Source organism: Paraburkholderia sp. J69-1 (assembly GCF_905220255.1).
Taxonomy (GTDB): Bacteria; Pseudomonadota; Gammaproteobacteria; order Burkholderiales; family Burkholderiaceae; genus Paraburkholderia.
Window position 1 is genome coordinate 1 of record NZ_CAJMZG010000037.1, and the last position, 25882, is coordinate 25882.

The following is a 25882-nucleotide window of genomic DNA, read 5'->3' on the forward strand; positions in this document are numbered from 1 at the left end:
CGGCTCGGTTGGATTTACCACTGGCGCGTCAACGTCGAGCCTTGCCGCACTCGCGGGTGTTCAAAGTGTCGGCAATGCCCTGATTCCGACTGCAGGCACCGCGACGGCAACGGGTGTGGCTGAAGCCGCTGCCGCGCTCGGGGCAGAGGCGGTGATTCAGGCCGGGGCGCAAACGGCGATAGAGGGTGGAAGTTTTCTTACCAACTTTCGTGACGACGGCGTTGCAGACGTAGCGGCGAGTGTGGCGTACTCAATCGGAACCGCGAAGCAGAATTCTTACATTGATTGGGGAGAGGCCGTCGCGGCTCACGCGGCTCTGGGGTGTGCTGCTGGCGCCGCTAGTGGGCAGGGTTGCGGAGGCGGAGCTATCGGAGCGGCGACGAGCGCGGTCCTCTCGCCCTTGGTGATAGACGCGCTCGACCCGTCGGGAATCTCACCTACATTGGGTCAGTCGTCGTTGACGGCATCGATTGCCATGTTGGCTGGCGGCGGTATTGCGGAGATTCTGGGCCAGAGTGTGATAGGCGCTGAGACATCAGCGGAAAACGAAGCACTGAATAATACGCTACAACACGTACAACCTGATGAGACGGGGGGGAAGCCGGGTCAACAGAGTGAGGCGGACAACGATACGGTGTCGATCATTCCGGCAACCACGCCATCGGAGCAGGCACAGGAAAGTGGCGAAGATGCGGTAGGTAGTGGACTCCCGGTCGGAGTTGGCTCGGGTATTGATCTTGGGACCGGGGATGATTGGGTGGGTGCCACAAGCGACGGAGCGTCTACGCTGTACCATTACACGAACGAAGCTGGCATGAATGGGATTCTCGATTCAGAGACTTTGAATCCTTCGTTGTTTTCTCTGAATCCCAACGACGTTCGTTATGGGAACGGCCAATATCTGTCCGACATCGTTCCCGGAACAATGACCCCAGCTCAGTTGTCGCGGGCCTTCATCAATAACCCTTTTCAAGGTGCGCGGTATTCCAACTATGTTTCGATCGATGTTAGTGATCTCAACGTCATTCAAGGAAGACCTGGGGTCTTCGTTGTCCCGAACGAGACACCGCTCAATCTAACTGGCCGGATTGTTGGCAGTGGTAAGGTGACTGGAAAATGATGAAATACATTCGCGTTAACTGGATTCATGTGATTCCATCGGAACCGACGTGCATTTACAGCGAGGTCGATTCCAATCGATGGGAGCGAAGAAAAGTCGAAATCTATGCCGACGGGCGGATGGGATTCGCTGAAGATGGCCGTTCAGTGGGCGGTTCGATGTTGAGTACAGAGCCGCTGCCAGCGGAGGACGAGATTGCAGCTGACTCGCAGTTCGTGCCCACCGAGATAAGTGAAGACGACTTTGAGTCGATATGGGCTGCGGCGTTATCGATGCGGGGCGTCTAATTTGACCTTCGTTGTAGAGGGGCTGAGCATCTTGTCGACCCTGACGAAAGTTCGCTCCAGAATTCTTGCCACAAACAGTTCGACTGCGGCCAGCACCCTTGCAGCCAACAATGCAGCCGGCAAACTTGCGGAGAGCCCGGCGCAGGCAGGTCTTACAAGCCAGGAAGGCATTGCGGTAACTAGTCAAGTGAGTATAACGAGCGGTTCTACCCGGGCGGTGGCCGACTTTGGCGGTCTATAAACCACACCCTTCCCATGCTCGGCTGATTCACAGAGGCTACGTGTCCATGTTCAACCAACGAACGTGGGCAGGTATCGCTGTCCAGCTTCGTGTGAAATCGCTGTCCAGCTTGGTGTGAAATACGCACTTTCGCGCAGAGAAGCGCCTGAGCGCCTACGCGCGCGAAGCGCGGCACGCCGGGCGGATCGTCGTTTAATCCAGCGCTGGGGCGTCACCCGACACCCCAGCAGCGCATCCCCTTCGGGATGTGCTCACATCGCCCCGTCAGCGAGGCCAGCCGTCGTAACGCACGTTTTCGAAGAAACTGGGGCCGACTTCGATACGCAGCGAAGAATGACGTTGCAGGATCTTCTTAGCTACCTCCGGCGAGGCGGCGTCCGTGAAATCGATAAGGTAACCATAGACCATTTCGCCGCTGTTTCCATCCAGTGGCATTGCTTCTACATCGGCGAGATCGTCGACCTCATGCAACGCCAGGCTAAGCAGCTCGGCATAGGCTTCGGACGTGCTGCGCACAGGCGGTTCGCCATCATGATCGTCGTCCCCCCAGTCGGTATCGAGTGATGCCTTGGTGACTTGGCAGTCCACCGATCCGAAGCACCGGCGGCCAGAACGCGCCAGGCTCACGGTGCCTTCCACATTCACGATGTGGCCGGAATAGGGGCGCTCCGTGTCGATGCCCAAGCCAACATGGCCGTCCAAGTCGATGTCCAGCGTGCTCCCGACAGGGATGGTATTGGACTCGATCTCGAAGTCGAAATAGATCTCATCGATGCCGTCGTAGTTGGCACCGGCCATCTCGTTGTTCACGTCGCCATCTTCGATGACCACTTGATCTACGTGCTCGCGCACGTAGTTATCGAAGTTCGCGTGAGAGGCGTGGATACGTGTATGGGGCGCCCGTGCCTTGAAGGCTTCGCCGATCAACTCGCGGAGTTGGCTCGGCGCTGGGGCCGCGTCAAGTTCACCAGCACGTTGATTGAGCATGTCGTAGTCGGGTATGACATGGTGAACGTCATCCAGATGCGGGGGTTCCTGTGTCGCTCCCTGTGCAGCCTGGTAGGCGGCAAGGCTCTTATAACCCAGTGCGGCGGCGACAAGCTGTTGCGCATGTCCAAGTTGGACGGGGACACCCGCAGAGGCGCTGCTCGTGCGAACAGAATGGGCAAGGTCCGAAATGCCGATCGACATACGATTCTCCTGATTCAGCGCAGGCCAATCGAGCGATTACTTGGCCGACGCCCAGGCGATATCGCATGGTGGTGGCAAGAAAGAAGGTCGTGCGAAAAACGTAGTCTTGATTGAGCCGCTCGAAGCTCAGGCGGACGGGGCCTTGCCTTCATTGTCCGCAAAAAATCGGCTACGAGCAAGTGTCTGGAATAGCTAGGCGGGCGGGCGTCCCCGGCACGGCCGGGCCGCGCTCTCGTGCTTCGCATCGAACCTCGCTGCGCGAGTTTCGCCCCTACGGGCTTCCATCGCTGACGCCTACGGCCCGGATTCCTCGATCCGGGCCTGCGCGCTTCGCTTGCGTGCGATTGGCACACGGGGATGGCCGTTGCCTGTCCAGCCGTCTCCCCTGACTTCATCACCTTGTCCGCGACTGTAGCCCGCGGCCGTGTCCCGTCAAGGCGCGCAGGGCCGTGTCCTCGGCTGCGCCTGCGGGCCGCACCAACCCTGCGCTTTTGTCCCTTGACGGCCCGCGTTCACGCGCTCCTGACCGTCGCGGGCGATGAACTCAGGAAAGACGGTGGCAACAGGGCCAACCGGGTTCCTCGTGCCGACCGCACAGAACCGCCGAAAGGCGGGCTCCGAATCTAGGAATCCGGTGTGCGGCTTGAACGGCTAACCCTTTTCGTCAGGAGAAATGGCATGCAACTCGCTTCCCGTTTTGCTTCGCGCTCGCCGGTACTGCGTTCGGAATATCCCTTGTCCGCTACGCCGCGTTGCACGCGCAAGCATATGGCGAGGCTTTCGATGCCACGACGTTGATTCCGCACATGTTGGAGGCCTCTATGGCTGGGGATCGAGGGTTTCGGCGGACTAACAAATTCCCGGCCGCGAAGCCCATCGCCAAAGACGGCTGACAGCTATCTGTCGCGCTTCCGATAAGTCGCCGCTGACTGCGCCCCTAGGCCTGATGCGGTGGACTGTGCCACCTCCGCACCATCGGCGCCTGCCTCCTTTAGGAGGTAGATCGGCGCGATGTGCCCCATTTCCGATCTCCTTCACAGCCATCTGAAAAGTATGAGACAATACGACTAGTCCGTTTTTTGTTTAGTAAAAAACATTTTAAATCAATGGGTTGTGCGTGTTATGGGCGAATTGAGTGGTTTGAAGGCTGATTTAGCCCAGATTGTGCGATTGGCACTGGCTGAGCAGACGGAGGATGTTCGTCTGTTCGCTGCGAGGCTGGTCAGAAAGTATCGGGGCACCGAGCCAGAGTTGGCTGAGCAGGTGGATTTGTTCCTTCGCGCCAAGCCGCATCGAGCGGGAGCTCCATTGCGCAAGGCGGCCGCGCCGTCATTCACCGAACAGGTGCTGCCGGTGGATGATGAATCGCGTTTGTCGCTGCTTAAGGTTTTCAAGGACTCTCCGGATCGCGAAGCGCCACTGCTGTCTGCCAGTCTAGAAGAGTCCCTTGGTCAGCTAATTCAGGAGCGCAAGCAAACAGCCCGTCTCACCGCACTGGGCTTGACGCCGACGCGCTCTGCCATCTTTGTTGGTCAGCCAGGTGTCGGCAAAACGCTGACAGCGCGTTGGTTGGCAGCTCAACTTGGCGTGCCGTTGTACGTACTCGATCTGACTGCTGTGATGAGTAGCTTGCTGGGACGTAGTGGCAGCAATCTGCGCGCAGCGCTGGATTTTGCCAAACGTGTCCCCTGTGTCTTATTGCTGGATGAGATCGATGCGATCGCTAAACGTCGTAGCGACGACACTGACGTCGGCGAACTCAAGCGGCTGGTGACTGTGATACTGCAGGAGGTTGATGAGTGGCCGGCGACGGGGATGCTACTGGCAGCAACCAATCATCCGGAACTGATCGATCCGGCGCTATGGCGTCGATTCGACCTCGTGGTCGAATTCAAGGTGCCAGAGGCAGCAGCAGTCAAAGAGGCAATCAAGCGCTTCCTGGGGCCGGACTTCGCCCTGTTTGGGCGTTGGATCGAGATTCTGGCCTTCGCGTTTCGCGGCCAGTCCTTCAGCGACATCGAGCGCGAGATACAGCGTTTCCGACGTGCCGTGGCGTTGGGGACGACACCAGATGCAGATTTGATCGAAGAGTTCATCAAGGCGCGCGCTCTGTCGCTGGACCGTCAGGGGCGCATCGATATGGCGGTGCTGCTGGCTAAGCAGACGCGTTTGTCCCAGCACAGCATCTCGGATATCACCGGCGTGAGCCGAGACACCATTCGCAAGTACACAAGCGACGGATCGACCGTCGCGCCTAAAAAACGGGGGCGTGAGGCATGAACCAGACCAATTTCCTGATCGGGCGTGGCGAGTTGCTGACCCACGAAATCAAGGGGCCGAAGCGCGGCATGGATAAGGCTGAGGTCTACACGCTGCAGCAGGCGCGGAGTCGACTGACACCGCAGTTCCTCGACGTTGCAGCAAGCCTCGATACCTTGCCTGACAACGCCTGCCCGGGGGATTTTGGGGTAGCACGCCTCGCGCTCAATCCCAGCTACATTGCGCGCTCTTTTTTTCCGGTGGCCATGCTGCGCAACGTGGGTCTTGAGTCGGTCGGCAGCAGGGCAGTCAAACTTACGCCGGACGGCTGGTCGAAGAAGGGGCCGCCGCGGGAGTCGACCACCACAGAGCTATTCGTGGTGGGCAAACGCCAGGCCTTCCGTCAGTTGAAGGACTGGGCAGGGCAACTGGAGGAGGGGTCGAGCGAAGCGAAGGATCTGTCGCATATCGAGCGGATTTCCGCGTTCGAACCGAAGGATCGTATTGTTTCGCTTGGCGACGAAAAGGATCGCTTCTTCGAGGTTGGCATCCATCTGCTTCCTGGCAACAATGATCAGTTCGTGCAGCGAGCATTTGTCAAGTACGCGGCTGATGTCGGCGTGAAGATCCATGCCGACTTGGCGTTTAGCGCTGGCAATCTGTGGTTCCTCCCGGTTGAAGGTGCGCATGACAACGTTGTGCGTCTGGCCGAATTCTCATTTGTTCGCGTAATTCGTTCTATGCCGAAGCTGCGTGGTATGCGTCCCGTGCAGCGTTCGGCGGCTGTGACGGTGCCGTGCAGTCTGCCGACGGAACAGCCGTTATCGTCCGAGCCTAAGGTGGCTATCCTCGATGGCGGTTTGCCCGAGCTGCACGGCATTGCGCCATGGTTGCATACCTACCGCGTTCTGGATGAAAAGGCAGAGGACGATCCGGGCGGCTTGGAGCATGGCCTTGGTGTGACTTCGGCATTCCTGTTCGGCCCAATTGCTCCGAATAGCACCGCTGCACGGCCTTACTCTTACGTTGATCACTTGCGCGTTCTGGATCGCGAGACCGACTCGGAAGACCCATTGGAGCTGTATCGTACGCTGGGACTGGTCGAAGAAGTGCTGTTGTCGCGACAGTATCAGTTCATCAATTTGAGTCTTGGGCCGGACCTTCCAATTGATGACACGGATGTGCATGCCTGGACTTCCGTGATCGACGACCTGCTCAGCGATGGCGAGACGTTGATGACCGTGGCTGTTGGCAACAATGGTCAAATGGATAGGTCGGTAGGAAACGCCCGTGTGCAGGTACCTTCGGACTGCGTCAATGCGCTAGCTGTGGGCGCTGCCGACAACATCGACGCATCATGGTCACGTGCCGCGTACAGTGCTATTGGGCCGGGGCGTAGCCCCGGCGTGGTGAAGCCAGACCTCATGGCCTTCGGCGGGGATGCCGCTAACTCCAAGTATTTTCATGTGTTGGCGCCAGGTGCGAAGCCGACACTGGTGCCGCAGTTGGGTACCAGCTTTGCGTCGCCATATCTATTGCGCAATGCCGTCGGCGTCCGGGCGATTCTAGGTGCGGACTTAACGCCGCTGGCTATCAAGGCCCTGCTCGTTCACGCAGCAGACTCGTCCACGCACGACAAGCTAGAAGTGGGTTGGGGCAAGATCCCAGAAGATTTGATGGATGTTATTACGTGCCCAACCGGGGTGGCGAGGGTGGTCTATCAGGGTGAGCTGAAGCCGGGAAAATATCTGCGTGCGTCACTTCCGCTGCCTGCCGGTGGTTTGCAAGGCAACATCCGCTTGAAGGCGACCTTCTGCTATGCGTCGCCTACAGACCCGCAGGATGCCGTTGCCTACACGCGGGCCGGCTTGGAAATCGTGTTCCGGCCCAGCGACAAGAAGGTCAAGGAAGGCAAGAGCAACGCGGACACAAAGGGCTTCTTCGATATGACGAAGTACGCTACGGAAGAGGAGCGTCGTTCCGACATGGGCAAGTGGGAGACGGTCCTGCACGGTAACAAGTCCATGCGCGGCACTAGCCTGGATAACCCTGTGTTCGATATCCACTACAACGCACGCGAGGCCGGTGCGCCGACGACGAGTGCGGAGAAGATTCGCTACGCGCTAATTATCACTGTCGAGGCACCCAAGCACGCGGATCTGTACAACGACATTTTGCGTGCTTACGCCAAGATGTTGGTGCCCATTCAGCCGAAGGTCACACTGCCTATTCGTGTGTAGTGGATCAAGCAGAACGAATATGAAATCAACGCTATGAGCGACTATTTCAGCGACCGACAGAACGGTCCACGCGCACGCACCGAGCAGGTGATTTCACCGACGGTCTGGGCCGGCATTGTGGCGACGGTACAAGCCTTGATCAGTAGCGGCGCATTTGGTCTACGCTTTCCCGAACGCTGTCCGGACGGCCAAGCCACTTGCGGGGGCGACTCGGATGCGCTGGCGGCTTCCGTCAGTGCGGAAATGCCGGGTCTGGCTTGGCCGTTGGAGATCGTTTCCGTTGAGGGGGAGGGCTATTTTGCTGAGCGACAGCCGTTCGCGCCGGATACCTTGCTCATCTTGGATTTTATCGAGTTTGTTCACGCGTCAGTGGCTAAGCCGATTCCTGGGAAGTATCACGACTTCTTCAGCCATCATCACTTGACTTTCGATCAGGAGGCGGGGCAGGCGGACTTTCGTGCGACCGTCAATCGCATATTCGCGCGCAACGGCGTTGCGTTCGAGATGCTGCCCAATGGTCGAATTGAGCGACTGTTACCGCCGGTGCTCGGCGAAGAACTGAAACGAACGCTTTTCAATACGGGAGATCGCACGCTCGACAACATGCTCGACGAATGCCGGGCCAAGTTTTCGGATCGCAATCCGTTGGTGCGTCGTGAAGCGCTGGAGCGGTTGTGGGACGCATGGGAGCGACTCAAGTCACTGGCTGACCCGAGCGACAAGAAGCGCTCTATCAAGATCATCCTCGATGCAGTTACCTCCCTACCGTCGCTGCGAGAGAGGTTGGAGAAAGAAGCGACAGAACTGAACTCCATTGGGAACAGTCACCTCATTCGGCATTCGGAGATCAGCCAGGTGCCGGTGATCGATGTGGACCAGATTGACTATCTTTTCCATCGACTGTTCGCCATGATTCAGTTGATGCTGAGGAAAAAGTAAAAGCGCGAAAGCCCGTACGTTGCGCGATAGCGGCGATCGCTCATGCAGGTTTGGGGGGGCTTGTGAAATGGAAAAGATCAATCGGGGAGAGACGCAATGCTTGAATGGTACTTGGAGGTAAATGCCCTGTTTCGGGCAATGCGTCAGAAAGCGATCGATGCACAAGGCCTTCTTGCGAGCAACGATAAAGCTGGAGCCAAGTTGATCAATGGTATTTGAAAGCCGACTATCAACTACTGCGCAAGCTGTGGACCGGCGCAGGGTTCCCTGAGCAAGACATGGGAAGTCTTGGCAGGCATATCGGATTTGGCGACGCCAATGACTACGACGACATCCTTGCGCGCGATCTTCCCCAGGTAGAGGTGAGGGCGGAAGCGTATGTGCGTGAAGCGACGGGCACCAAACCGAGCATCGGCTTTGAGGGACCGCTGCATCCGGTCATCTTCGCGCATGCCTTCCAGCACTATGTGGACGGACACTACCGCGATGCCGTTTTGAACTCCGTCGTTGCGATATTTGATTTGATGCGAGAGCGCACAGGCCTGGATCTCGACGGTGCGGCTCTGGCGACACAAGCGTTGAGCGTGGAAAAACCGCACTTGATCCTCAGCGAACTCGACACGGAGTCGGGCCGAAATGAGCAGAAGGGTTTCATGCAGATTTTGGTCGGTGCTTACCTTGGTATTCGCAATCCCAAGGCGCATTCGCTGAATCATGATCTCGACCCGGAGAAGGCCGCGCAGTATCTGATCTTCGCCAGCCTTCTGGCCCGACGGATCTACGAAGCGAAAGACGCTCCGAAGAGCTGAGTCGCGCCAGTTGCGTCGGTAGTTCTTGATACGACCTAGGGCCGCTGGGACTCAGGCGATGTCCTGTGGACGAATCCAGGCGGCACAAAGAATCAAACACCTCGCAATTTGCTTCTGCACCAGGGATTTCTAAAGCGGACCAGGCCGCACAACATTACAGGGGCGCCCAATGGCAAGAATAAGAAAGATCGAGATCGCCAACTTCCGTGGCATCAAGCAATTGGTATGGTGTCCATCCCCTGGTATCAATTGTCTGATCGGCACGGGCGATAGCGGAAAATCCACAGTGCTGGATGCGATCGATCTATGCTTGGGCGCTAGGCGCAATGTCCAGATTTCCGACGCTGACTTCTTTGGCATGGACATCACCGCTCCAGTCAGCATCACGCTAACGCTCGGCGCGCTGGACGACAACATGAGTTCGCTGGAAAGCTTTGGTGCGTTTCTGCGCGGCTATCACGCCGCCACGGGCATCGTCGAAGACGAGCCCTCCGCCGGCTCAGAAGTGGTTCTCTGCTTGAATCTGACCGTCGCCAGTGACCTGGAACCGTCCTGGACCCTCGTCTCTGATCGCGCATCCCAGCAAGGTCTGGTGAAGACGCTCGCATGGAAGGATCGCCTGGCCCTGGCGCCGACGCGGATCGGTGCGCTCGCCGACTACAACTTGGCTTGGCAGAGGGGTTCGGTACTGAACCGCATCTCGGAGGAACGCGCTGATGCTTCGGCAGCCCTCGTGAAGGCAGCACGGGATGCACGTGGCGGCTTTGGCGATCAGGCTGAGCAGCAATTGGGAGAAGCGCTGGGGATCGTCGCTGCGACCGCTCAGGAACTCGGCGTCTACATTGGCGAGAAGGCGAGGGCACTGCTCGACTCGCATTCCGTGTCGTTCGGAGGCGGGACCATCTCCCTGCACAATGAGGGCGGCATCCCGCTTCGCAGTCTCGGCGTCGGGTCCACACGCCTGTTGGTCGCTGGTCTGCAGCGTAAGGCGGCCAGCCAAGCATCGATCGTCCTTTCGGACGAACTGGAGTATGGCCTTGAGCCGCACCGCATTGCTCGGTTTCTCGGCTCTCTCGGAGCGAAGGAGCCGGCCCCGCTGCAGGCGTTTCTCACCACGCATTCGCCAGTAGCGCTCAGGGAGTTGTCGGGCGGCCAGCTCTTTGTGCTGCGCCGTAGTCTCCACGGCCATGAGGCCCGTATGGTGGGCACCGATAACGATACCCAAAGCACCATTCGTCTCTATCCCGAGGCCTTTCTGGCTGGCTCGGTGATCGTGTGCGAAGGGGCCAGCGAGATCGGACTCCTGCGTGGCCTGGATTTGCACCGAGTCGAACACGGCGGCGTGTCCCTCGCAGCACAGGGCATTGCCATGGTCGATTGTGGTGGTGGCGAGCCCGACCGCCCCTATGCTCGCGCTGCGGCCTTCCAGTCATTAGGCTACAGGGTGATGGTGGTGCGGGATGACGACAAGAAGCCCACGCCTGCCATCGAACAGGCATTTCTGCAGGCCGGTGGCGCGGTCGTCGCCTACCGCGCAGGCCGCGCCTTGGAGGACGAACTGTTTGGCAGCCTTACGCCGGCCGCTTGTCAAAAACTAATCAGCTACGCATACGAACTGCATGGCGACTTGATCCACGAACACCTGCGCACGGTCTCGAACAACACTCTGACCGTTCAGGCCGTCTGGGACGAGATCCAGAACACGCAAGCGCTATCGGTGCCAAGCCGAGCTATGCTCGGGCAGGCGGCGCGCATTCGCAAGGCCGGCTGGTTTAAGTCCATCTCTTGGATGGAGGACGTAGCAAGGACCATCGTGGCGCCGGATTTGCCGCTATGCGATCCGGGCTTCAAGGCGCTGGTGGACCAGGTATCTGCGTGGGCGGCCCATGGGGCCCGTTGAACTCGACCTGCGCGCGATTGCACGCGGCACCGTCACTGCACCGGCCGGGTGCGGCAAGACACAGTTGATCGCCCACGCTCTGGCCGCTCACCGAGATCGCAAACCCATCCTCGTGCTCACGCACACGAATGCTGGCGTGGCGGCACTTCGTGGCCGGCTGGACCGTGCAGGTGTGCCGCACAATGCCTATCGATTGAGCACCATCGACGGCTGGGCCATTCGGTTGATTGCGAACTTTCCGGGTCGCAGCGGTCACGACCCAGATATCCTGCGGCTCGCCACGCCGGCGCGAGACTACCCGGCGATCCGCGAATTCGCCTGGAAGCTGTTGCAGGCTGGGCACGTCAGCGACGTTCTAAAAGCGTCCTACGCGCACCTCATTGTTGACGAGTACCAGGACTGTTCGGTGCCTCAGCACTATCTCGTCTACTTTCTCTCGCTGATTCTACCGACCTGCGTGCTTGGCGATCCGATGCAGGGCATCTTCGGGTTCGGTGGCAACGCCTTGGCCAACTGGGAGCAGCAAGTGTGCGCACATTTCCCAGTCGTGGCGGAACTGGCCACGCCGTGGCGGTGGCGCAATGCCGGTACGGAAGCACTCGGACAATGGTTGCTAGAGGCTCGCCGCCTGTTGATTACCGGTCAGTCGGTGGATCTGCGCACTGGACCACCAGCACATGTGACGTGGATTCAGACGGTCCCTCCCAACGACCACCAGCAGCGACTGGCCGCGGCGCGGACACTTCCGCCCACCGCCGACGGGCGCGTGCTGATCGTCGCCGACAGCCGTAACCGTTCTAGCCAGCAGAACTTCGCAAGCCAGACGCCAGGGGCCTCGACCGTTGAGGCAGTCGACTTACAGGACCTCATCGCCTTCGGCAACAGTTTCGATGTTGCGTCTGCGGGGGCCATGGGGCAGTTGCTGGCGCTGGCGCAAAGCGTCATGACAAACGTGGGTGTCGCAGAGCTGACGCGGCGTCTGGAGTCGTTGGCCCGAGGAACCGCAAGGAATCCGCCGTCCACAGCGGAGAGCAGTGCCTTGGCCTTCCAGCGCGCCCCGTCCATCGCCGCAGCGGCAACACTATTGTCAGAGCTTCGTGAGATGCCGAATGTGCGCGTGCATCGACCCGCCATTCTTTACGGCGTGCTCAAGGCACTGCGTGGAGCCTCGGCAGGAAGCGTCCCGCTTGCAGAGGCTGCCAGGCGTGTGCGCGAAGAGAACCGGTTGCTGGGCCGGCCGTTGCCCAAGCGTGCAGTCGGCAGCACGCTGCTGCTCAAAGGGCTGGAGGCAGAAGTGGCGGTGGTGCTGAATACGGAGGGCATGAGCGCGCAGCACTTATATGTGGCCATGACCCGCGGATCGATGAAGTTGGTTGTGTGTAGCGCCAGCGCCATATTGGGCTAAGTCGGCGGGGAAATAGCAAGAGGAAAAAGTTCGCGAGCCCGAGCGGTGCGAAAGAGCCGCCTGCTGGAAAGCTCATGGAGACAATCGTCGAGGATGTAATCCAGGCGAAGGCAGTGCCCCGCTCACAATGGAGCTCCCTCAGTTAGAACCCCTTGGTCCGCTAGCCATTCCTGTGCCGCAATGTGGCCAACATCCAAGGATCGACCGACAGATCAACGGGTTCCCATCGTGTGGCATTAGCCAGGAGAAGTTGGCATGCTCTACCTGCATGGTATGATTGAGGATGAAAAACGTCAGGTAATTGATGCTTTTGACCCGCAACTGTGAGTGGCATAAGTGATCCGAATACATCTCTCACGCCTGATGGGCGAGAACAAAGAGAAGATCGTCGACCTGCTGCGCGCGACGGGCTTGTCGCGCAACACGGTGGCTAGTCTTTATCGCGAGACTTCAGCGCGCATTGATCTCGACACCCTTAATGCCATCTGTCAGCACTACCAGTGCAATGTCGGCGATCTTCTAGAGTACGCACCGGATGATGCGTCTCCTCCGTCGAATGAATGACAGAGGCAATCGAACAAAGGAATAGCCAGCGGCAAATTTGAGGGGAGAGTCGGGTGGATAAGTACGAACTAAGCGAACGGGATATTTGCACCAAGTTCATCACGCCCGCGATTCGAGAGGCTGGGCGGCAGCAGCACCAGTTCCGTGAAGAGGTGAATCTGACCGATGGTCGCGTCATGGTACGCGGCAAACTCGCTGCTCGCACCAAGAACCCCGAGGCCAAAGGTGGCCCCAAGCGCGCCGACTACGTGCTCTACGCCCGGCCGAGCATCCCCATTGCAGTTGTCGAAGCGAAGCAGGCACGTTTCTCTGTTGGATATGGTATGCAGCAGGCGCTCGCTTACGCGGAGATGCTCGATGCACCCTTCGCGATCAGCGGCAATGGGAATGGCTTCTGGATGCACGATCGCACTGGGCTGACCCAGCCGATTGAGCGCGAGTTTGCGTTATCCGAGTTCCCATCCATTGATGACCTTTGGTCGCTATATCAAAAATGGAAGGGCATCACTACAAACGATGCCGTCAAGTTGGTTGAGCAGCCTTTCCATACCGATGGCAGTGGCAAGGAGCCACGCTATTACCAGCGCGTGGCCATCAACCGAGCCATTGAAGCAATCGCAAAAGGTCAACAACGAGTGTTGCTGGTCATGGCCACCGGCACTGGAAAAACCTATACAGCCTTTCAGATTATCTGGCGCCTGTGGAAGGCCAAAGCCAAGAAGCGCATCTTGTTCTTGGCTGAACAAGCTCTATACGACCAAGATCAGCCCGAACAGAAAAGGGCCTGAGTCGAACCCTCAGGTGCCGTGATATGAGAACAACGATATGAACCTCAGCAGTACCATTAAGTCCATTCAGGACATTATGCGCAAGGACGATGGCGTCGACGGCGACGCCCAACGTCTGGGTCAGCTCACCTGGATGCTTTTCCTCAAGGTCTTCGATCAGCGCGAGGATGAGTGGGAAGACTACAACCCAAAATACAAATCCCCGTTGCCCATGCACCTGCGCTGGCGCAACTGGGCTGCTTACTTGGGCGGTTCTGATGGCAAGAAGGCTCCGCAGAAGGCGGCCAGCGAGATCATCGGCTTCGTCAACAATGATCTGTTCCCCAAGCTCAAGGAACTGGACGCCAACGCTAGTGCCCAGCACAAGGTGATTCGTAGCGTCTTTGAAGATGCCAACAACTACATGAAATCGGGTCCCCAGTTGCTGGCCGTGATCGAAAAGCTGGAAGAAGCCATCAACTTCCACGACTTCAAGACTCGTGCCAACCTGGGGGATGTGTACGAGCAATTGCTCAACGATCTGCGCGGCGCCGGCAATGCGGGCGAGTTCTACACCCCGCGCGCCATCACCCAGTTCATGGTCGATCGAGTCGACCCACGACTGAAGAAGAACGAGGTCGTTCTGGATCCAGCATGCGGGACGGGTGGCTTCCTGACTGCCACTATCGACCATCTACGCAATCAGCGGACTACCAAGTCGGGAACGAAAGAGCAGCGGGCCATTGAAGCGGCCATTCGCGGCATTGAGAAAAAGCAGCTTCCGCATCTGCTGTGTACCACCAACATGTTGCTGCACGGCATCGACGTGCCCAGCCAGATCGAGCACAAGAACACGCTCGGCATCGGCTGGAACGAATGGAGCGCTAACGACAAGGTCGATTGTGTCATCACCAATCCGCCTTTCGGTGGCTATGAAGACGACGGCGTGGGCAGCGATTACCCGGCCGACCTGCGCACCCGCGAGACGGCCGACATGTTCATGTCCCTCATCGTCAAGAAGCTTCTAAAGGAAAATGGCCGCGCTGCCGTGGTGCTGCCAGACGGATTTCTATTCGGCGATGGCATCAAAGCCACGCTTAAGAAACTTCTCCTGCGCGACTGCAAGCTGCACACCATCGTACGTCTGCCCAAGGGCGTGTTCGCACCCTACACCACAATCAAGACCAATCTGCTGTTCTTCACTAGGCGTGCCACGGTGGACGATGGCACCGAGCACTTCCACACCGATACCATCTGGTACTACGAGCATCCCTATCCGACGGGCTACAGGAGCTACAGCAAGACCAAGCCCATCCGCTTCGAGGAATTCAAACCTCTTCAGGACTGGTGGGGCAGCGAGGCCAACGACTTTGCCGATCGCGAGGAGAACGAATTCGCCTGGAAGGTGGACTTCAAGAACAAACGTGAGCAGGCCGAAGCGGCGGCGCAGCCGCATTGGACCCGAGCTGAACAACTGGGCAACGAAGCCAGCGCATTGGACAACCGTATACGCGAGCTGCGTGAATCCATTAAAGGTTTGAGCGATGCCAAGCAACGCACGCCGGTGGAAGTTGAAATCGACAGCCTGCGCAACCAGGTTGAATCCTTGCGGTTGCAGGCCCGCGACGCCCAGGCTGCTGGTGATCGTCTGTACTGGCCCATCTATAACTTGGATCTGAAGAACCCCAATGCGCCAGAGGAAGAAAACTTTGATCCCGACGTGCTGCTGGACAAGTACAAGACCCTCCTCGGCCAGATCGAAGAGACCGAGAACCGCCTGAAGAGCGAACTCGCTGCCGCGCTGGCGCACCATGTCGTCGGCGAGGATGCCTGATGGATGCGCAGCAGTTTTTGGCGGAGTTCGGGCATATTGCCAACGCGCCTAGGGGAATCACGCAACTGCGCCAGATGATCTACCAACTGGCGGTCACCGGCGCGCTCATACCACGAGTAGAAAACGTGGACGGTGCTGGTCAGCTGCTGTCCAGCATCGGGAAGGAGCGGCGGCGACTGATCCAAGCTAAGAAGTACAAGCGATTGCTTGAGCTCGAGAGCGAGCCGGTGCACGCGCCCCAAGGCATCGTGCTTCCAGAAACATGGCAATGGTCTCGTTTGCTTGACATCGGCGAGATCAACCCCCGCAACGAGGCGCCAGACGATCAGTTGGCCGCTTTTGTTCCGATGAGTGGTGTGCCCCAGCTTTACAAGGCACCCATCGTAGCCGAGACCAAGCGCTGGAGTGACATCAAGAAGGGCTACACCCACTTCGCAAATGGCGATGTGGTGCTGGCCAAGATCACGCCATGCTTTGAAAACGGCAAGGCTGCGGTTGTTGAACGTTTGCCGGGAGATGCGGGTATCGGTGCTGGTACAACAGAGCTTCAGGTGTTCCGTGCCATTCATCCGGGTGTCTTGCCGAGCTACGTCTACCTATTCCTGCGATCACCGTTGTTCACGATCGAAGGCGAGAGGAACATGACTGGCACGGCGGGCCAAAAGCGCGTTCCCACCGATTATTTCGCGACGCGGGCCTTCCCGCTGCCGCCCACAGAAGAGCAATCCAAAATCATCGCGAAAGTCGATGAACTGATGGCTTTGTGCGATCAGTTAGAAGCGCAGCAGCAAGATCGCCGCAAACTGCAGAACGCCCTGCGCCAGTCTATCCTGCAAGCCCTCGCCAGCGCGCAAAGCCCGCTCGAACTGCAAGACAGCTGGCAACGACTGCAAACTAACTTCGAGCGCTTGTTCAGTGAGCAGGGGGACGTTCGATTATTCCGCGACGTGCTTTTCGATCTTGCGCTGCGAGGCATGCTCTTGCCCGAGTCAAAGCTGGCGACACGGGACGACTCTTCGGGCATGGAGTTGGGCGCGCTCCCCATGGGGTGGGAATGGAAAACACTTGCCGATCTCTCCGAGTACATCACCAGCGGGTCGCGAGGCTGGAAAGCTTATATGTCGAGCGCGGGTGACTCTTTCATTCGCTCACAGGATATCCGGCAGGATGCGCTGATCTTCGACTCGCCTGCCTTCGTGAATTTGCCAGAGCGAGTGGAAGGGAAAAGAACCCTGGTTCGTCCAGGTGACGTTTTACTCACGATTACCGGTGGAAATGTCGGCCGATGCGCAGTTATTCCTGAGCTGCCAAACAAAGCCTATGTCAGCCAGCACGTTGCCTTGATTCGGCTGAATGAGCCGAGTCTGGCCGAGTTCATTCACTTCTGGATGGTTAACGCTTTCGGCGGACGAGCCTTCTTGGCCCGATACATCTATGGGGACAAGCCCGGTTTGAACCTTACCCAGGTGGGGAGTGTTCCTATTCCAGTCCCGCCGGAGCCAGTTCTTTCCGAGATACTAGCAAGCTTGCGCAGACATCAAGAGCTGTGTGATGAGCTAGCACAACAGCTGGATGCCAAGTGCGACCTTGCGGTACGACTTAGTATCGCTGCCGTCGCCGCTCTAACGGGCGTAACCCTCGAACAAGATCAGGACATCTCCGTGAAAGCCCCGCAAACCGAACTTGTCGCCCCGCTATGCCTAGGCGTTCCGCCTGACGCCAAAGCCCAGGCGCCGCTGGCCACGATCTTGGTTCGCCATAATGGCGAGCTGTCAGCTCGTGACCTATGGCAACGTTTTGGCGGCGAGATTGACGCCTTCTATGCACAACTGAAAACCGAAGTCGCCCACGGCTGGATTGCTGAGCCCAAAGTGGCCGAGGTGCGCGAAAAGCCCACCGAAACCGTTGGTGGTTGACCATGCAACTCAGATATTTGGCCATCCCGGATTTTCGGAACCTTCGTGGGGTGGTAATCGACTTTGCCACGCATCTGGAGCCCACGCCTGGTGGAGCTGCCGATAGCGCATCCAAGCCCATCCGCAGTCACGCGCTGATTGGCCAGAATGGCGTAGGCAAATCTAATCTGATCGAGGCGCTGATCACGATCTTTCGCGACGTGGATTTGGACCGCGATGCCGCACTGGACTATACGCTGGAGTATGAGATCCGTGGCCGTGCGGTGCGTCTGCAAGCCGAGACCGCCAAGCAGAAACGGCCTTTCGTATGGGTGGACGGTGAACCCGAGTCGCAAGGCCATCTGCTGAAGAACCGCGAGTTACTGCCCTCACACATTTTTGCCTACTACTCGGGCCGCAACGAGCGTATTGAGGCGCTGTTCCAGGAACACCAGCGCCGCTTCAACCAGCGCCAGGAGATCACTACCGATGAGGTACTGCCTGAGCAGTTGCTGGAGAACTTCACAGCCAGTGAGGCGGACATCCGCGCGCTGGAAGAGGCCAAGCGCCGCCGGGAGGCACGGCAAAGGCAGGCGGGCGATGATCGTCTACGACGCCTGTTCTACTGTCGTGGCGGCCACAGCCAGCTTGTGCTGCTGGCGTGTCTGCTGTCGGATGATCAGGTCTTCCAGAAGGTGCTGAAGAACCTACATATTGAATCGCTGGAGTCGGCCCTGTTCGTGTTGAAGGAACCTCACAGGCTGCGCAGCAAGCGTCAAGGCGGCAAGTTTGACGAGAACGAGTTGAACGAAGGCGATCCGCGCTTCTGGTACGCGCGTGGCAATGTGGTGAGCGAGTTTCTTGACAAGCTCTGGCAGGTGGCTTGGGCGCCCATCGAGCGGGAGGCAACCAAGCAGATCGACTTCCGTGGACGCACTGAAAAGCAGAAGCAGCTCTACATGTACGTTCCCAGCCACGCCAAGCTGAAGCAACTGGGTGAAATGGTGGGCGGCACTGACAGCTTCTTCCGCTACGCCGAAGGTGCCTACATCGGCGACTTGATCGATGAGGTGCGCATCACGGTGAAAAAGCGCGACGAGCACGGCGGCAAGGTGAGCTTCACCCAACTCTCCGAAGGCGAGTTGCAGATGCTTACAGTGCTGGGCCTGATGCGCATCACCCGCGAAGACCATTGCCTGTTCTTGCTCGATGAGCCCGACACTCACCTCAATCCGATCTGGAAGCTGCGCTACTTCGACGACATCGAGGGTGTGCTGAGCCCCGATGCTGGCCAGATGGCACAAGGCGAATCGCAGATACTCATCACCACACATGATCCGATGATGGTAGGTAGCCTCAAGCGCGAGCAGGTGCATATCCTTCGCCGCCAAGGCCAGCGCACATTGGTAGAGGTGCCTGACGAGCACCCGCAGGGCATGGGTGTAACCGGGTTGCTCAAGAGCGAGCTGTTCGGTCTGTCTTCTACACTGGACATCGAAACTGAGCGGCGATTGTTCCGCCGTAATGAATTGTTCGTTAAGTCTGCACGCACGTCCCAAGAGGATGCGGAGCTTTCACGTCTATCCAGCGAATTAGCCGATCTGGGATTTTCAACGGCGGATTTTCGTGATCCGGACTATGCCTTGTTCGTGCGCAAGATGGCGCAGCACCGTAAGTTCCGAAAACCCACGCTCACAGCGGAAGAGCAGGCCGAACAAAACCGCATTGCTGGTGACATCATTGATGAGATTTTGCGAGAGGAGGGTGATCAGTGATTTTCATTGATCTGGAGAATAAGCTGCCAACCGATGCAGACCTACCTGAGAATATTCGCTGGAAGCAGGCCGATTGGAGCGCGTGGTTGGCAGAGTCAGAGCGATTGGCAGGAGAACTCTCGAAGCTCGATACTGCTGGGAAGACTAAGGAGCGCAACGAGTTGATTGACAAGCATGGGGGGCACTGGGGGAAGCTGAAGCCGTGGCTTCTCGCGTTGTCGGGCGGCAAATGCTGGTTTACTGAGGCGCGTGATATCGCATCACATCTCGATGTCGAACACTTTCGCCCAAAGAAAGCTGCACGCAACATCAAAGGGTTAGAGCGTGATGGCTATTGGTGGTTAGCCTTCGACTATATGAACTTCCGCATTGCCGGCACGGTTCCCAATCGAAAAAAAAGCGCTTGGTTTCCGCTCCGGTACGGCTCGCAATGCTCGACCTACACGCACCGTTGTGAAGGGGACGAGGTTCCGCACTTCCTTGACCCGACGAATGCCCACGACGTCACGCTGCTCGCTTTTGATGAAGAAGGGAAGGCAGTGCCCGCCCCCGGCATTCCTCGCTGGGATTATGTGCGAGTCAAACGTACCGTGGAGCGCTTGAAACTTACCGAACATCAGGCCTTGGCCGAGGAGCGGCGGAAGGTCTGGCAAAACACCACAAAGCTGGTTAATAAGTACCTACAGGCGCTATCTGATGTACGAACCTCAGCCGCGGCGCGTGAGCGAGTGAAATCTACGGCTCGCGACATCGTCTGCCTCACCAAGCCTGAAGCTGAGCTTTCGTCTGTAGCGAAATGGTGCATCCGTTTGCGCAACGATCCTCAGCTATCAAGGTTGGTTGCCTGATCTTACGGCGTAACACAGGCGAGGGTCTCTCACATTCTGTATGATCAGAAATGATTGATTCGGGGGCGCCGGAGTCGTCGCCTCGCCAGTCGCTCCATCTCCCGCGCCAGTAAAAGGTTTGCGGCGGTGACGGTAAAAGCGACGGTAAAGCCTCAAGTCAATCGCCGCCAATCCCTTTGACCATGCGGGGTTAGGCGAGCTGTTGATGATCGAGTGGGAATAGTCAATGAGGCGACGTCTTCGTCGATGGAGATGTCGCGCGTCGCGTTGATGGAAAATGTCGCCATCTCACCCGGCGGCTTCGCATTTCGTATCGTAAGCGGGGTAAGGCAGGCGATCGCCGCAGCTTCACTGCGGCCGTCGTGGATCATGCACTCGCCATTCAGTCCAAACAGGAAAGTCTTCACTTCCGTCCGGCGAACGCATCCCCAATCTGCCGTGCCCGCTTGACCTCATCGCTGTGCAGATAAATCGACGTGGTCGATACCGAGGCATGCCGCAGGTTGTCACGCACGGTCGTCAGTTCCGCGCCGCGGCCGAGCGCGTGCGTGGCATGAGTGTGCCGCATCCAGTGGGGACTCGCCCGGCGTAGTTTTTCCGCGAGTGGTGCGTGATCCGCCTCGATCGCCGTTGCGGCCAGCAGGAAAAAACGGCGCATCACCATCCACAGGCGCACGCTGCTGATGCTTGCCCCCGCTGCACCGGCGCTGTCCGTTTCGAGACTGCCGATGACCGGCGTTTCCGGGCGCCAGTGCAACTGCGTGACGGGCAGGCCGCGTTCGGCCAGATAGCGCGCCAGTGCCTCCCAGGCGAGCGGTGGCAGCGCCACACGCGCCAGCTTCTTGCCCTTGCCCGTCACGCGCAGCCAGGTGTCGCCGCGTGGATCAGTCTCGACGTGGCCGAGCGTGGCGCCGACGAGCTCACTAGTACGCAGTCCCGTCGCGTACCCGAAATCCAGCAGGAAGCGTAACCGTTGCGCAGCGGGCGCTGACCAGCGCGGTGACCCCTCGGACGACCACTCCAGCCCGTCCGCGATCGTCCGCACGAGCGTCCATTCCCCTTCGCTGAACGCATGCGAGACATCGAGGACATTCGATCCCGTCGCGTCGCGGACCTTCACACCCGCAAACGGATTGGCCAGCACATAGCGCTGTTCGATCAGCCAGCGGAAAAGCGCGCCCAGGATCGACAGCGCGTGCGCGACCGAACGCGCGGACAGACTCCCATTGAACGGCCGCCAGTCGGGCGAGGTGCGCGGGCGAACCGGCCCGATCCAGCGGGCGTGTGGCGAGGGATGGCGCAGGAACGCGCGGTAGGCGATCGCGTCCTCGGTGGTGAGCGACGACAGTGCCCGTCCGCGTTCGACGATGGCCCACAGGATCAGCCGTTCGGCTTCCTTGCGGTAGGTGCGTTGCGTCGCAGGCGACTCGTGCAGGGCGAGCCAGGTTTGCACCGCCTGATAGTCGTTGTTTGCGTCCAGCGTGCAGGTGGCCGCGGGCGCGCGGAAGGTGCCTTCGGAACCATCGACCTCATGCGGCAGGCTGATCGACTCCCACGGCACGACGGGACCTTGCCGGCTGGCCACGATCAGCGCACGCGCCTTTTCCGTGAGCGCTGGCCACGCGGCGAAGAAGGCCTCGATGGCGCGGGCGCTGGCCGCACCGAGACCCGGCACGACCTTCCACCACTGGCGGCGTCGCGGAATGCGCACGGTGAGATCCGCGAGTGTCGTGATGCCATACGCCTGTAGCACCCGTACGGCGCGCGGCGCGAACCACTGGGCGATCTCGTCGGCGATCTGCGGCTCGGGCGGCCGGACGGTACGCAGGGCATCGATGGCCTGGGCGACCGCTTTTGCGTGCCGGGTGCGTTCGTTCGCAGGGTGATCGAAGAGGGCCGCCAGATCCTCGCGATGGGCCGCATGCGCGAGCGACACCAGCCGGCGCCGGATGCGCCCGAGCACGCCGCGCGCCGATTTTCCGTCCCCCAGCGCTGAGGGCAGGTAGCGCTCGACCGCGGGCCGCACGGCGACACCCGCATACCAGGCGCGGAGTGCGGCGAGTTCGGCGGCATCGGGAAAGCCAGACGGACTGTGATCGTCTGGACGGGGCGGTGCGGGTAGCGAGGTGTGACGCGTTTTCATACAGACGAGTTTACTGTATAAATACATACATTATGATAATAAGGATTATCCTAATAGTCGTGTCAAGTTTCGATTTCTAAGGAAAACTTTGGCCGCTCACGCAAATAAATTTGGGTCTAAATTGCAAGTAAATCTATGGTCCACCCCAGTTTTGCAACCCCTGATCCTTGATTTCATGTTGGCTTGCTCAAATCTTGATCAGCGAGGCGACCTCCATCGTGTGTAGTCAGGGCCATCCCGTTTCGGCGGAAGGAAATGAGGTCTCTGCACAGCAAGCGCGAAATACACGTGGATTCTCCCCGGAGCAACTGTATTTGCTCGAGCTTGCTGGCCATATCGAGGATCGCATGCTCGACTACGATCGTGCGATCCCCGAGATCGCGCGTGAAGATGCACGCACCAAGAGGCTGATGCACTTGCGCGACACCGGCCCAACCACGGCCAGCGCGTTGCTCGCCAGTATCGGCGCCGGGCACTATTTCACAAACGGCCGACAGGTAAACGCATGGATCGGACTCACGCCCGGTCAATACAGCAGTGGCGGTAAGGCGCGGCTGGGCATTATCACGAATGCGGGCGACGCCTATCTACGTGGCCTGCTGGTCAACGGCACCTGCGCCGTTCTTGCCCGTATCGGCGAGAAGCAGGTCGCTTCAGCCGGTGTGTCCGAACCTTGGTCGAGCGCCGCGGCTACTGGCGAGCTGCCATCGCGATTGCCACCGCAAAGTACGCGAGATTGGCGTGGGGCTCGTTGAAGCGTGCGCCGTGGCGCATGTTGCCTAATGATTTTCCGCTTTGGGAACTGGTTTATCAGCAGACATAAGGCTGGTTTCCGGCGGGTTGTCTTGCCGCTCAGAACTCGTGATTTTTGATTCGAGCCTGACCAGGACTGCTGTAAGCGCCTACTTCAACAAGAGCCATCAGGTTATGACCACAAATGGTCACAATTTGCGTTGTCGAGGACGTAAAGTTTCACTACTTTTGTCCATGGACTGCGACCGATTTCTCACCGGATCGGCCTGAGCGCGAACAGCAGCGCAGCGTTGCCCCGCCCGGTTGTTTGACGAGGACGGCATCGCTAACAATGCTGTGCACAAAAAAGTACGGAGACGACATGCAAAACTCTTACAAGGCGCCGATAAATGGCGACTTTGCCCAATCCGACACGTCCGAAACGGACCGGATATCCCGCTATGTCCGCCTGGTTACCCTTGTGGCCACGTTCGGCGGTCTGCTGTTCGGGTACGACACCGGAGTTATCAACGGAGCGCTCGCTTACATGAAGCGCGACTTCGGTCTCACGCCGCTGACCGAAGGCATGGTGACCAGCTTTCTTCTCCTTGGCGCCGCGCTTGGCGCAGTCATCGGCGGCCACCTCTCAGATCGATTCGGGCGCCGCACCAGCATCATGACGCTCGCGGTGGCGTTCTTCGCCGGCACGCTCGCCTGCACTTTCGCGCCCACCGTGACGATGCTCGTGATCGCGCGCTTCGTGCTGGGGCTTGCGGTCGGCGGGGCGTCGGTAGCGGTGCCGACCTATCTCGCGGAAATGGCGCCCGCCAGCCGGCGCGGCCAGATCGTGACCCAAAACGAGCTGATGATCGTGTCCGGGCAGATGCTCGCGTTTATCCTCAACGCCGTGATCGGCAACCATTGGGGCGGCGCGCATGGGATCTGGCGCTGGATGCTGGTGGTCGCGACGCTGCCTGCCGTCGCGCTGTGGCTCGGCATGCTGGCGATGCCGGAAAGCCCGCGCTGGCTCGCATCCAAAGGCCGTTTCGCCGATGCGCTCGAAGTACTGCGCCGTGTGCGCGAAGCGCGCAAGGCAGAGGCGGAACTTGCCGAAATCCGTCGCGCGGGCGCTCAGCATCGCCAGACGGGCCGCCGTGTGCTGGCCGAACTGTCGACGCCGTGGATTCGCCGCGTGTTCTTCATCGGCCTGGGCGTAGCAGTGGTGATGCAGGCCACCGGTGTCAATTCGATCATGTACTACGGCACGCAGATTCTCACGAAGTCGGGCTTTGGCCGCGAAACTGCGCTGATCGCCAACGTCGCCAATGGTGCGATTTCGGTGCTGGCGACCTGCGCGGGCATCTACGCGCTCGGCAAGATCGGACGCCGGCCGATGTTCCTGCTGGGTCTTGCGGGCACGACGCTGTCGCTGCTGATGATCGGGCTCTTTTCGGTGCTGCTGCCGGTTTCGTTTCTGCGCGCCGGGCTGATTCTCGCGGCGATGGTGGGCTTTCTCACCTTCATGCAGGCCCTGATCGCACCGGTGAGCTGGGTGCTGCTCGCGGAACTCTTTCCGCTGCGGATTCGCGGTTTTGCGGGGGGCGTGGCGGGCTGCACGCTGTGGCTCGTCAACTTCACGATCGGCCTGTGCTTTCCGTCGCTGGTCGCGCATGTCGGCATTGCCAATACCTTCTTCCTGTTCGCCGCGCTGGGCGTGGTGTCGATCGCGTTCATCCACCGCAGCCTGCCCGAAACGAAGGGCCGCAGTCTTGAAGCAATCGAGGCGCATTTTCAGGCGCAGTACGAGCACGCGGGGAGCACGACACGATGACCGAACGTGCAGCAGCACCGGGCATGCGCCGCAAACGCGACGCGCGCTTTGTTGAAATCGCCGCTGAAGCGGGCGTGAGCGAAGCCACGGTGAATCGCGTGCTCAACGAGCGCGGCAGCGTATCGGAGTCCGCCCGCGAGCGCGTGATTGCAGCGGCGCGCCGGCTAGGCGTGCGCCGCGTGCTGCCCGATGTGCGGCACGGGCTCATCCATATCGACGTCTTGCTTTCTCACGGCGACACGCCGTTTTTTCGCCGTTTACTCGCCGCATGGCAGCGTTCCGCGCAGATCATCGACAAACGCATCGTGCTGCATCGGACAATCCTGCCCGAGTCCGACGCCGCCGTGGTCGAGGCGATTTCCCGTTCGCGCTACAAGCGTGCGGGCCTGGTGCTGACTGCGCGCGACACGCAGCCCGTGCGCGACGCGCTTGCAGCCGCAGCGGCGCGCGGCGAATCGGTCGTCACGCTGATGACGGATATCACGGGCGTGCCGCGCGTGCACTTCGCGGGCATCGATAACGTGCGGGCCGGGCGCACGGCGGGCTATTTCATCGGACGTCTCGCTCGCGGGCAGGGACGCGTGCTGAAACTGTGCGGCGGTTTGAGCTTCGGCGCGCATCGCGACCGCATGGCGGGCTTTTGCGAGGCGCTGGCCGCGATGCCTACCGAGCTCGAATATCAAGGCGCGGAAATCGAAACTCAGGATAACGCGGACGCGTGCTATCGCGCCGTGTCGCGTGCGCTGAAGCAGGGCGATCTCGCGGGCATCTACAACAGTGGTTACGGCTCGCCGGGCATTGCGGCGGCGCTGCGCGAGTTTGGCGCGGCGGGCAAGGTGGTGTGGATCGGTCATGAGATGCTCGACGAGCATCGCACCTTCATCGAAGAAGGGACCATGGATATCGTCATCGATCAGAACCCGGATGCACAGGTGATTTCGGCCTTGCAGCATCTTTTGCACGCGTGCGGTGTGCTGGCGGATTCGCCGCCGGTCGGGCCGGTCGAGTTCGGCGTGTTCTGTCTGGCGAACCTGCGGCAGGCGCCGTACTTGCCGTCGACGCTTTAAAGCTGCAATCCGGTTTCGATTTAAGGCGGGTTTAA

Annotated in this window: 18 protein-coding genes and 3 pseudogenes; 18 read left to right on the top strand and 3 right to left on the bottom strand. The window is 59.4% G+C overall.

Annotated elements, in window-relative coordinates:
- Both U5A67_RS38520 and U5A67_RS38525 read left to right on the top strand, forming a co-directional pair.
- Positions 1–1120 (top strand): HYD1 signature containing ADP-ribosyltransferase family protein (locus tag U5A67_RS38520; protein WP_321818467.1); only part of this gene is annotated, 1120 nt, incomplete at its 5' end.
- Positions 1117–1407: a DUF6881 domain-containing protein gene (locus U5A67_RS38525; protein ID WP_321818468.1), complete on the top strand. Its 291-nt coding sequence runs from the start codon at positions 1117–1119 to the stop codon at positions 1405–1407. The genes U5A67_RS38520 and U5A67_RS38525, both read left to right, overlap by 4 nt.
- 505 nt (positions 1408–1912) lie before the next feature.
- On the opposite strand, the gene U5A67_RS38530 is transcribed toward U5A67_RS38525, so the two are convergent.
- Positions 1913–2839 (bottom strand): hypothetical protein, encoded by a 927-nt coding sequence (locus U5A67_RS38530; RefSeq protein ID WP_321818469.1) that lies wholly within the window; start codon positions 2837–2839, stop codon positions 1913–1915.
- Between the two features lie 734 nt (positions 2840–3573).
- On the opposite strand from U5A67_RS38530, the pseudogene U5A67_RS38535 reads away from it, so the two are divergent.
- The 13 genes and pseudogenes from U5A67_RS38535 to U5A67_RS38595 form a co-directional block, all read left to right on the top strand.
- Positions 3574–3732 (top strand): annotated as a pseudogene (locus U5A67_RS38535) (DUF2274 domain-containing protein); the annotation flags it as partial.
- A 229-nt stretch (positions 3733–3961) separates the two neighbouring features.
- Positions 3962–5119: an AAA family ATPase gene (locus tag U5A67_RS38540; RefSeq protein ID WP_186192855.1), complete on the top strand. Its 1158-nt coding sequence runs from the start codon at positions 3962–3964 to the stop codon at positions 5117–5119.
- Complete coding sequence (locus tag U5A67_RS38545; protein WP_321818470.1) at positions 5116–7338, top strand: S8 family peptidase; 2223 nt, start codon at positions 5116–5118, stop codon at positions 7336–7338. The genes U5A67_RS38540 and U5A67_RS38545 overlap by 4 nt, the downstream gene beginning before the upstream one ends.
- Before the next feature lie 33 nt (positions 7339–7371).
- Positions 7372–8277 (top strand): AbiJ-NTD4 domain-containing protein, encoded by a 906-nt coding sequence (locus U5A67_RS38550; RefSeq protein WP_321818471.1) that lies wholly within the window; start codon positions 7372–7374, stop codon positions 8275–8277.
- A gap of 215 nt (positions 8278–8492) precedes the next feature.
- Entirely contained in the window at positions 8493–9086 is a 594-nt protein-coding gene (locus U5A67_RS38555; RefSeq protein ID WP_321818473.1) for a TIGR02391 family protein, read from the top strand.
- A 169-nt stretch (positions 9087–9255) separates the two neighbouring features.
- Positions 9256–10986, top strand: a complete 1731-nt coding sequence (locus U5A67_RS38560) for an ATP-dependent nuclease (RefSeq protein ID WP_321818474.1) — start codon at positions 9256–9258, stop codon at positions 10984–10986.
- Positions 10973–12391 carry a UvrD-helicase domain-containing protein gene (locus U5A67_RS38565; RefSeq protein ID WP_321818475.1) on the top strand — a complete coding sequence of 473 codons (1419 nt, stop codon included), beginning with the start codon at positions 10973–10975 and terminating at the stop codon, positions 12389–12391. The genes U5A67_RS38560 and U5A67_RS38565 overlap by 14 nt, the downstream gene beginning before the upstream one ends.
- Positions 12392–12727: 336 nt before the next feature.
- On the top strand, positions 12728–12955 hold the full coding sequence (locus U5A67_RS38570; protein WP_321818476.1) for a helix-turn-helix transcriptional regulator: 228 nt from the start codon (positions 12728–12730) through the stop codon (positions 12953–12955).
- Positions 12956–13008: 53 nt separating this feature from the next.
- Positions 13009–13716: pseudogene (locus tag U5A67_RS38575) on the top strand (DEAD/DEAH box helicase family protein); the annotation flags it as partial.
- 64 nt (positions 13717–13780) lie between these two features.
- Positions 13781–15556, top strand: coding sequence for an N-6 DNA methylase (locus U5A67_RS38580; protein WP_321818478.1), 1776 nt, complete (start codon positions 13781–13783; stop codon positions 15554–15556).
- Positions 15556–17472 (top strand): restriction endonuclease subunit S, encoded by a 1917-nt coding sequence (locus tag U5A67_RS38585; protein WP_321818479.1) that lies wholly within the window; start codon positions 15556–15558, stop codon positions 17470–17472. The genes U5A67_RS38580 and U5A67_RS38585 overlap by 1 nt, the downstream gene beginning before the upstream one ends.
- 2 nt (positions 17473–17474) lie before the next feature.
- On the top strand, positions 17475–19226 hold the full coding sequence (locus U5A67_RS38590; RefSeq protein WP_321818480.1) for an AAA family ATPase: 1752 nt from the start codon (positions 17475–17477) through the stop codon (positions 19224–19226).
- Positions 19223–20074: a hypothetical protein gene (locus tag U5A67_RS38595; RefSeq protein WP_321818481.1), complete on the top strand. Its 852-nt coding sequence runs from the start codon at positions 19223–19225 to the stop codon at positions 20072–20074. The genes U5A67_RS38590 and U5A67_RS38595 overlap by 4 nt, the downstream gene beginning before the upstream one ends.
- 152 nt (positions 20075–20226) lie before the next feature.
- Here the strand turns inward: U5A67_RS38595 and U5A67_RS38600 are convergent, their stop codons facing one another.
- Both U5A67_RS38600 and U5A67_RS38605 read right to left on the bottom strand, forming a co-directional pair.
- Complete coding sequence (locus U5A67_RS38600; protein WP_321959814.1) at positions 20227–20481, bottom strand: hypothetical protein; 255 nt, start codon at positions 20479–20481, stop codon at positions 20227–20229.
- Positions 20478–22217 (bottom strand): site-specific integrase, encoded by a 1740-nt coding sequence (locus U5A67_RS38605; protein WP_321818482.1) that lies wholly within the window; start codon positions 22215–22217, stop codon positions 20478–20480. The genes U5A67_RS38600 and U5A67_RS38605 overlap by 4 nt, the downstream gene beginning before the upstream one ends.
- Before the next feature lie 314 nt (positions 22218–22531).
- Here U5A67_RS38605 and U5A67_RS38610 point away from each other — a divergent pair.
- The 3 genes and pseudogenes from U5A67_RS38610 to U5A67_RS38620 form a co-directional block, all read left to right on the top strand.
- A pseudogene (locus tag U5A67_RS38610) lies at positions 22532–22974 on the top strand (transposase); the annotation flags it as partial.
- Between the two features lie 357 nt (positions 22975–23331).
- Positions 23332–24780, top strand: a complete 1449-nt coding sequence (locus U5A67_RS38615; protein ID WP_321818483.1) for a sugar porter family MFS transporter — start codon at positions 23332–23334, stop codon at positions 24778–24780.
- On the top strand, positions 24777–25847 hold the full coding sequence (locus tag U5A67_RS38620; RefSeq protein WP_321818484.1) for a LacI family DNA-binding transcriptional regulator: 1071 nt from the start codon (positions 24777–24779) through the stop codon (positions 25845–25847). The genes U5A67_RS38615 and U5A67_RS38620 overlap by 4 nt, the downstream gene beginning before the upstream one ends.
- The last annotated feature ends 35 nt before the right edge of the window (positions 25848–25882 follow it).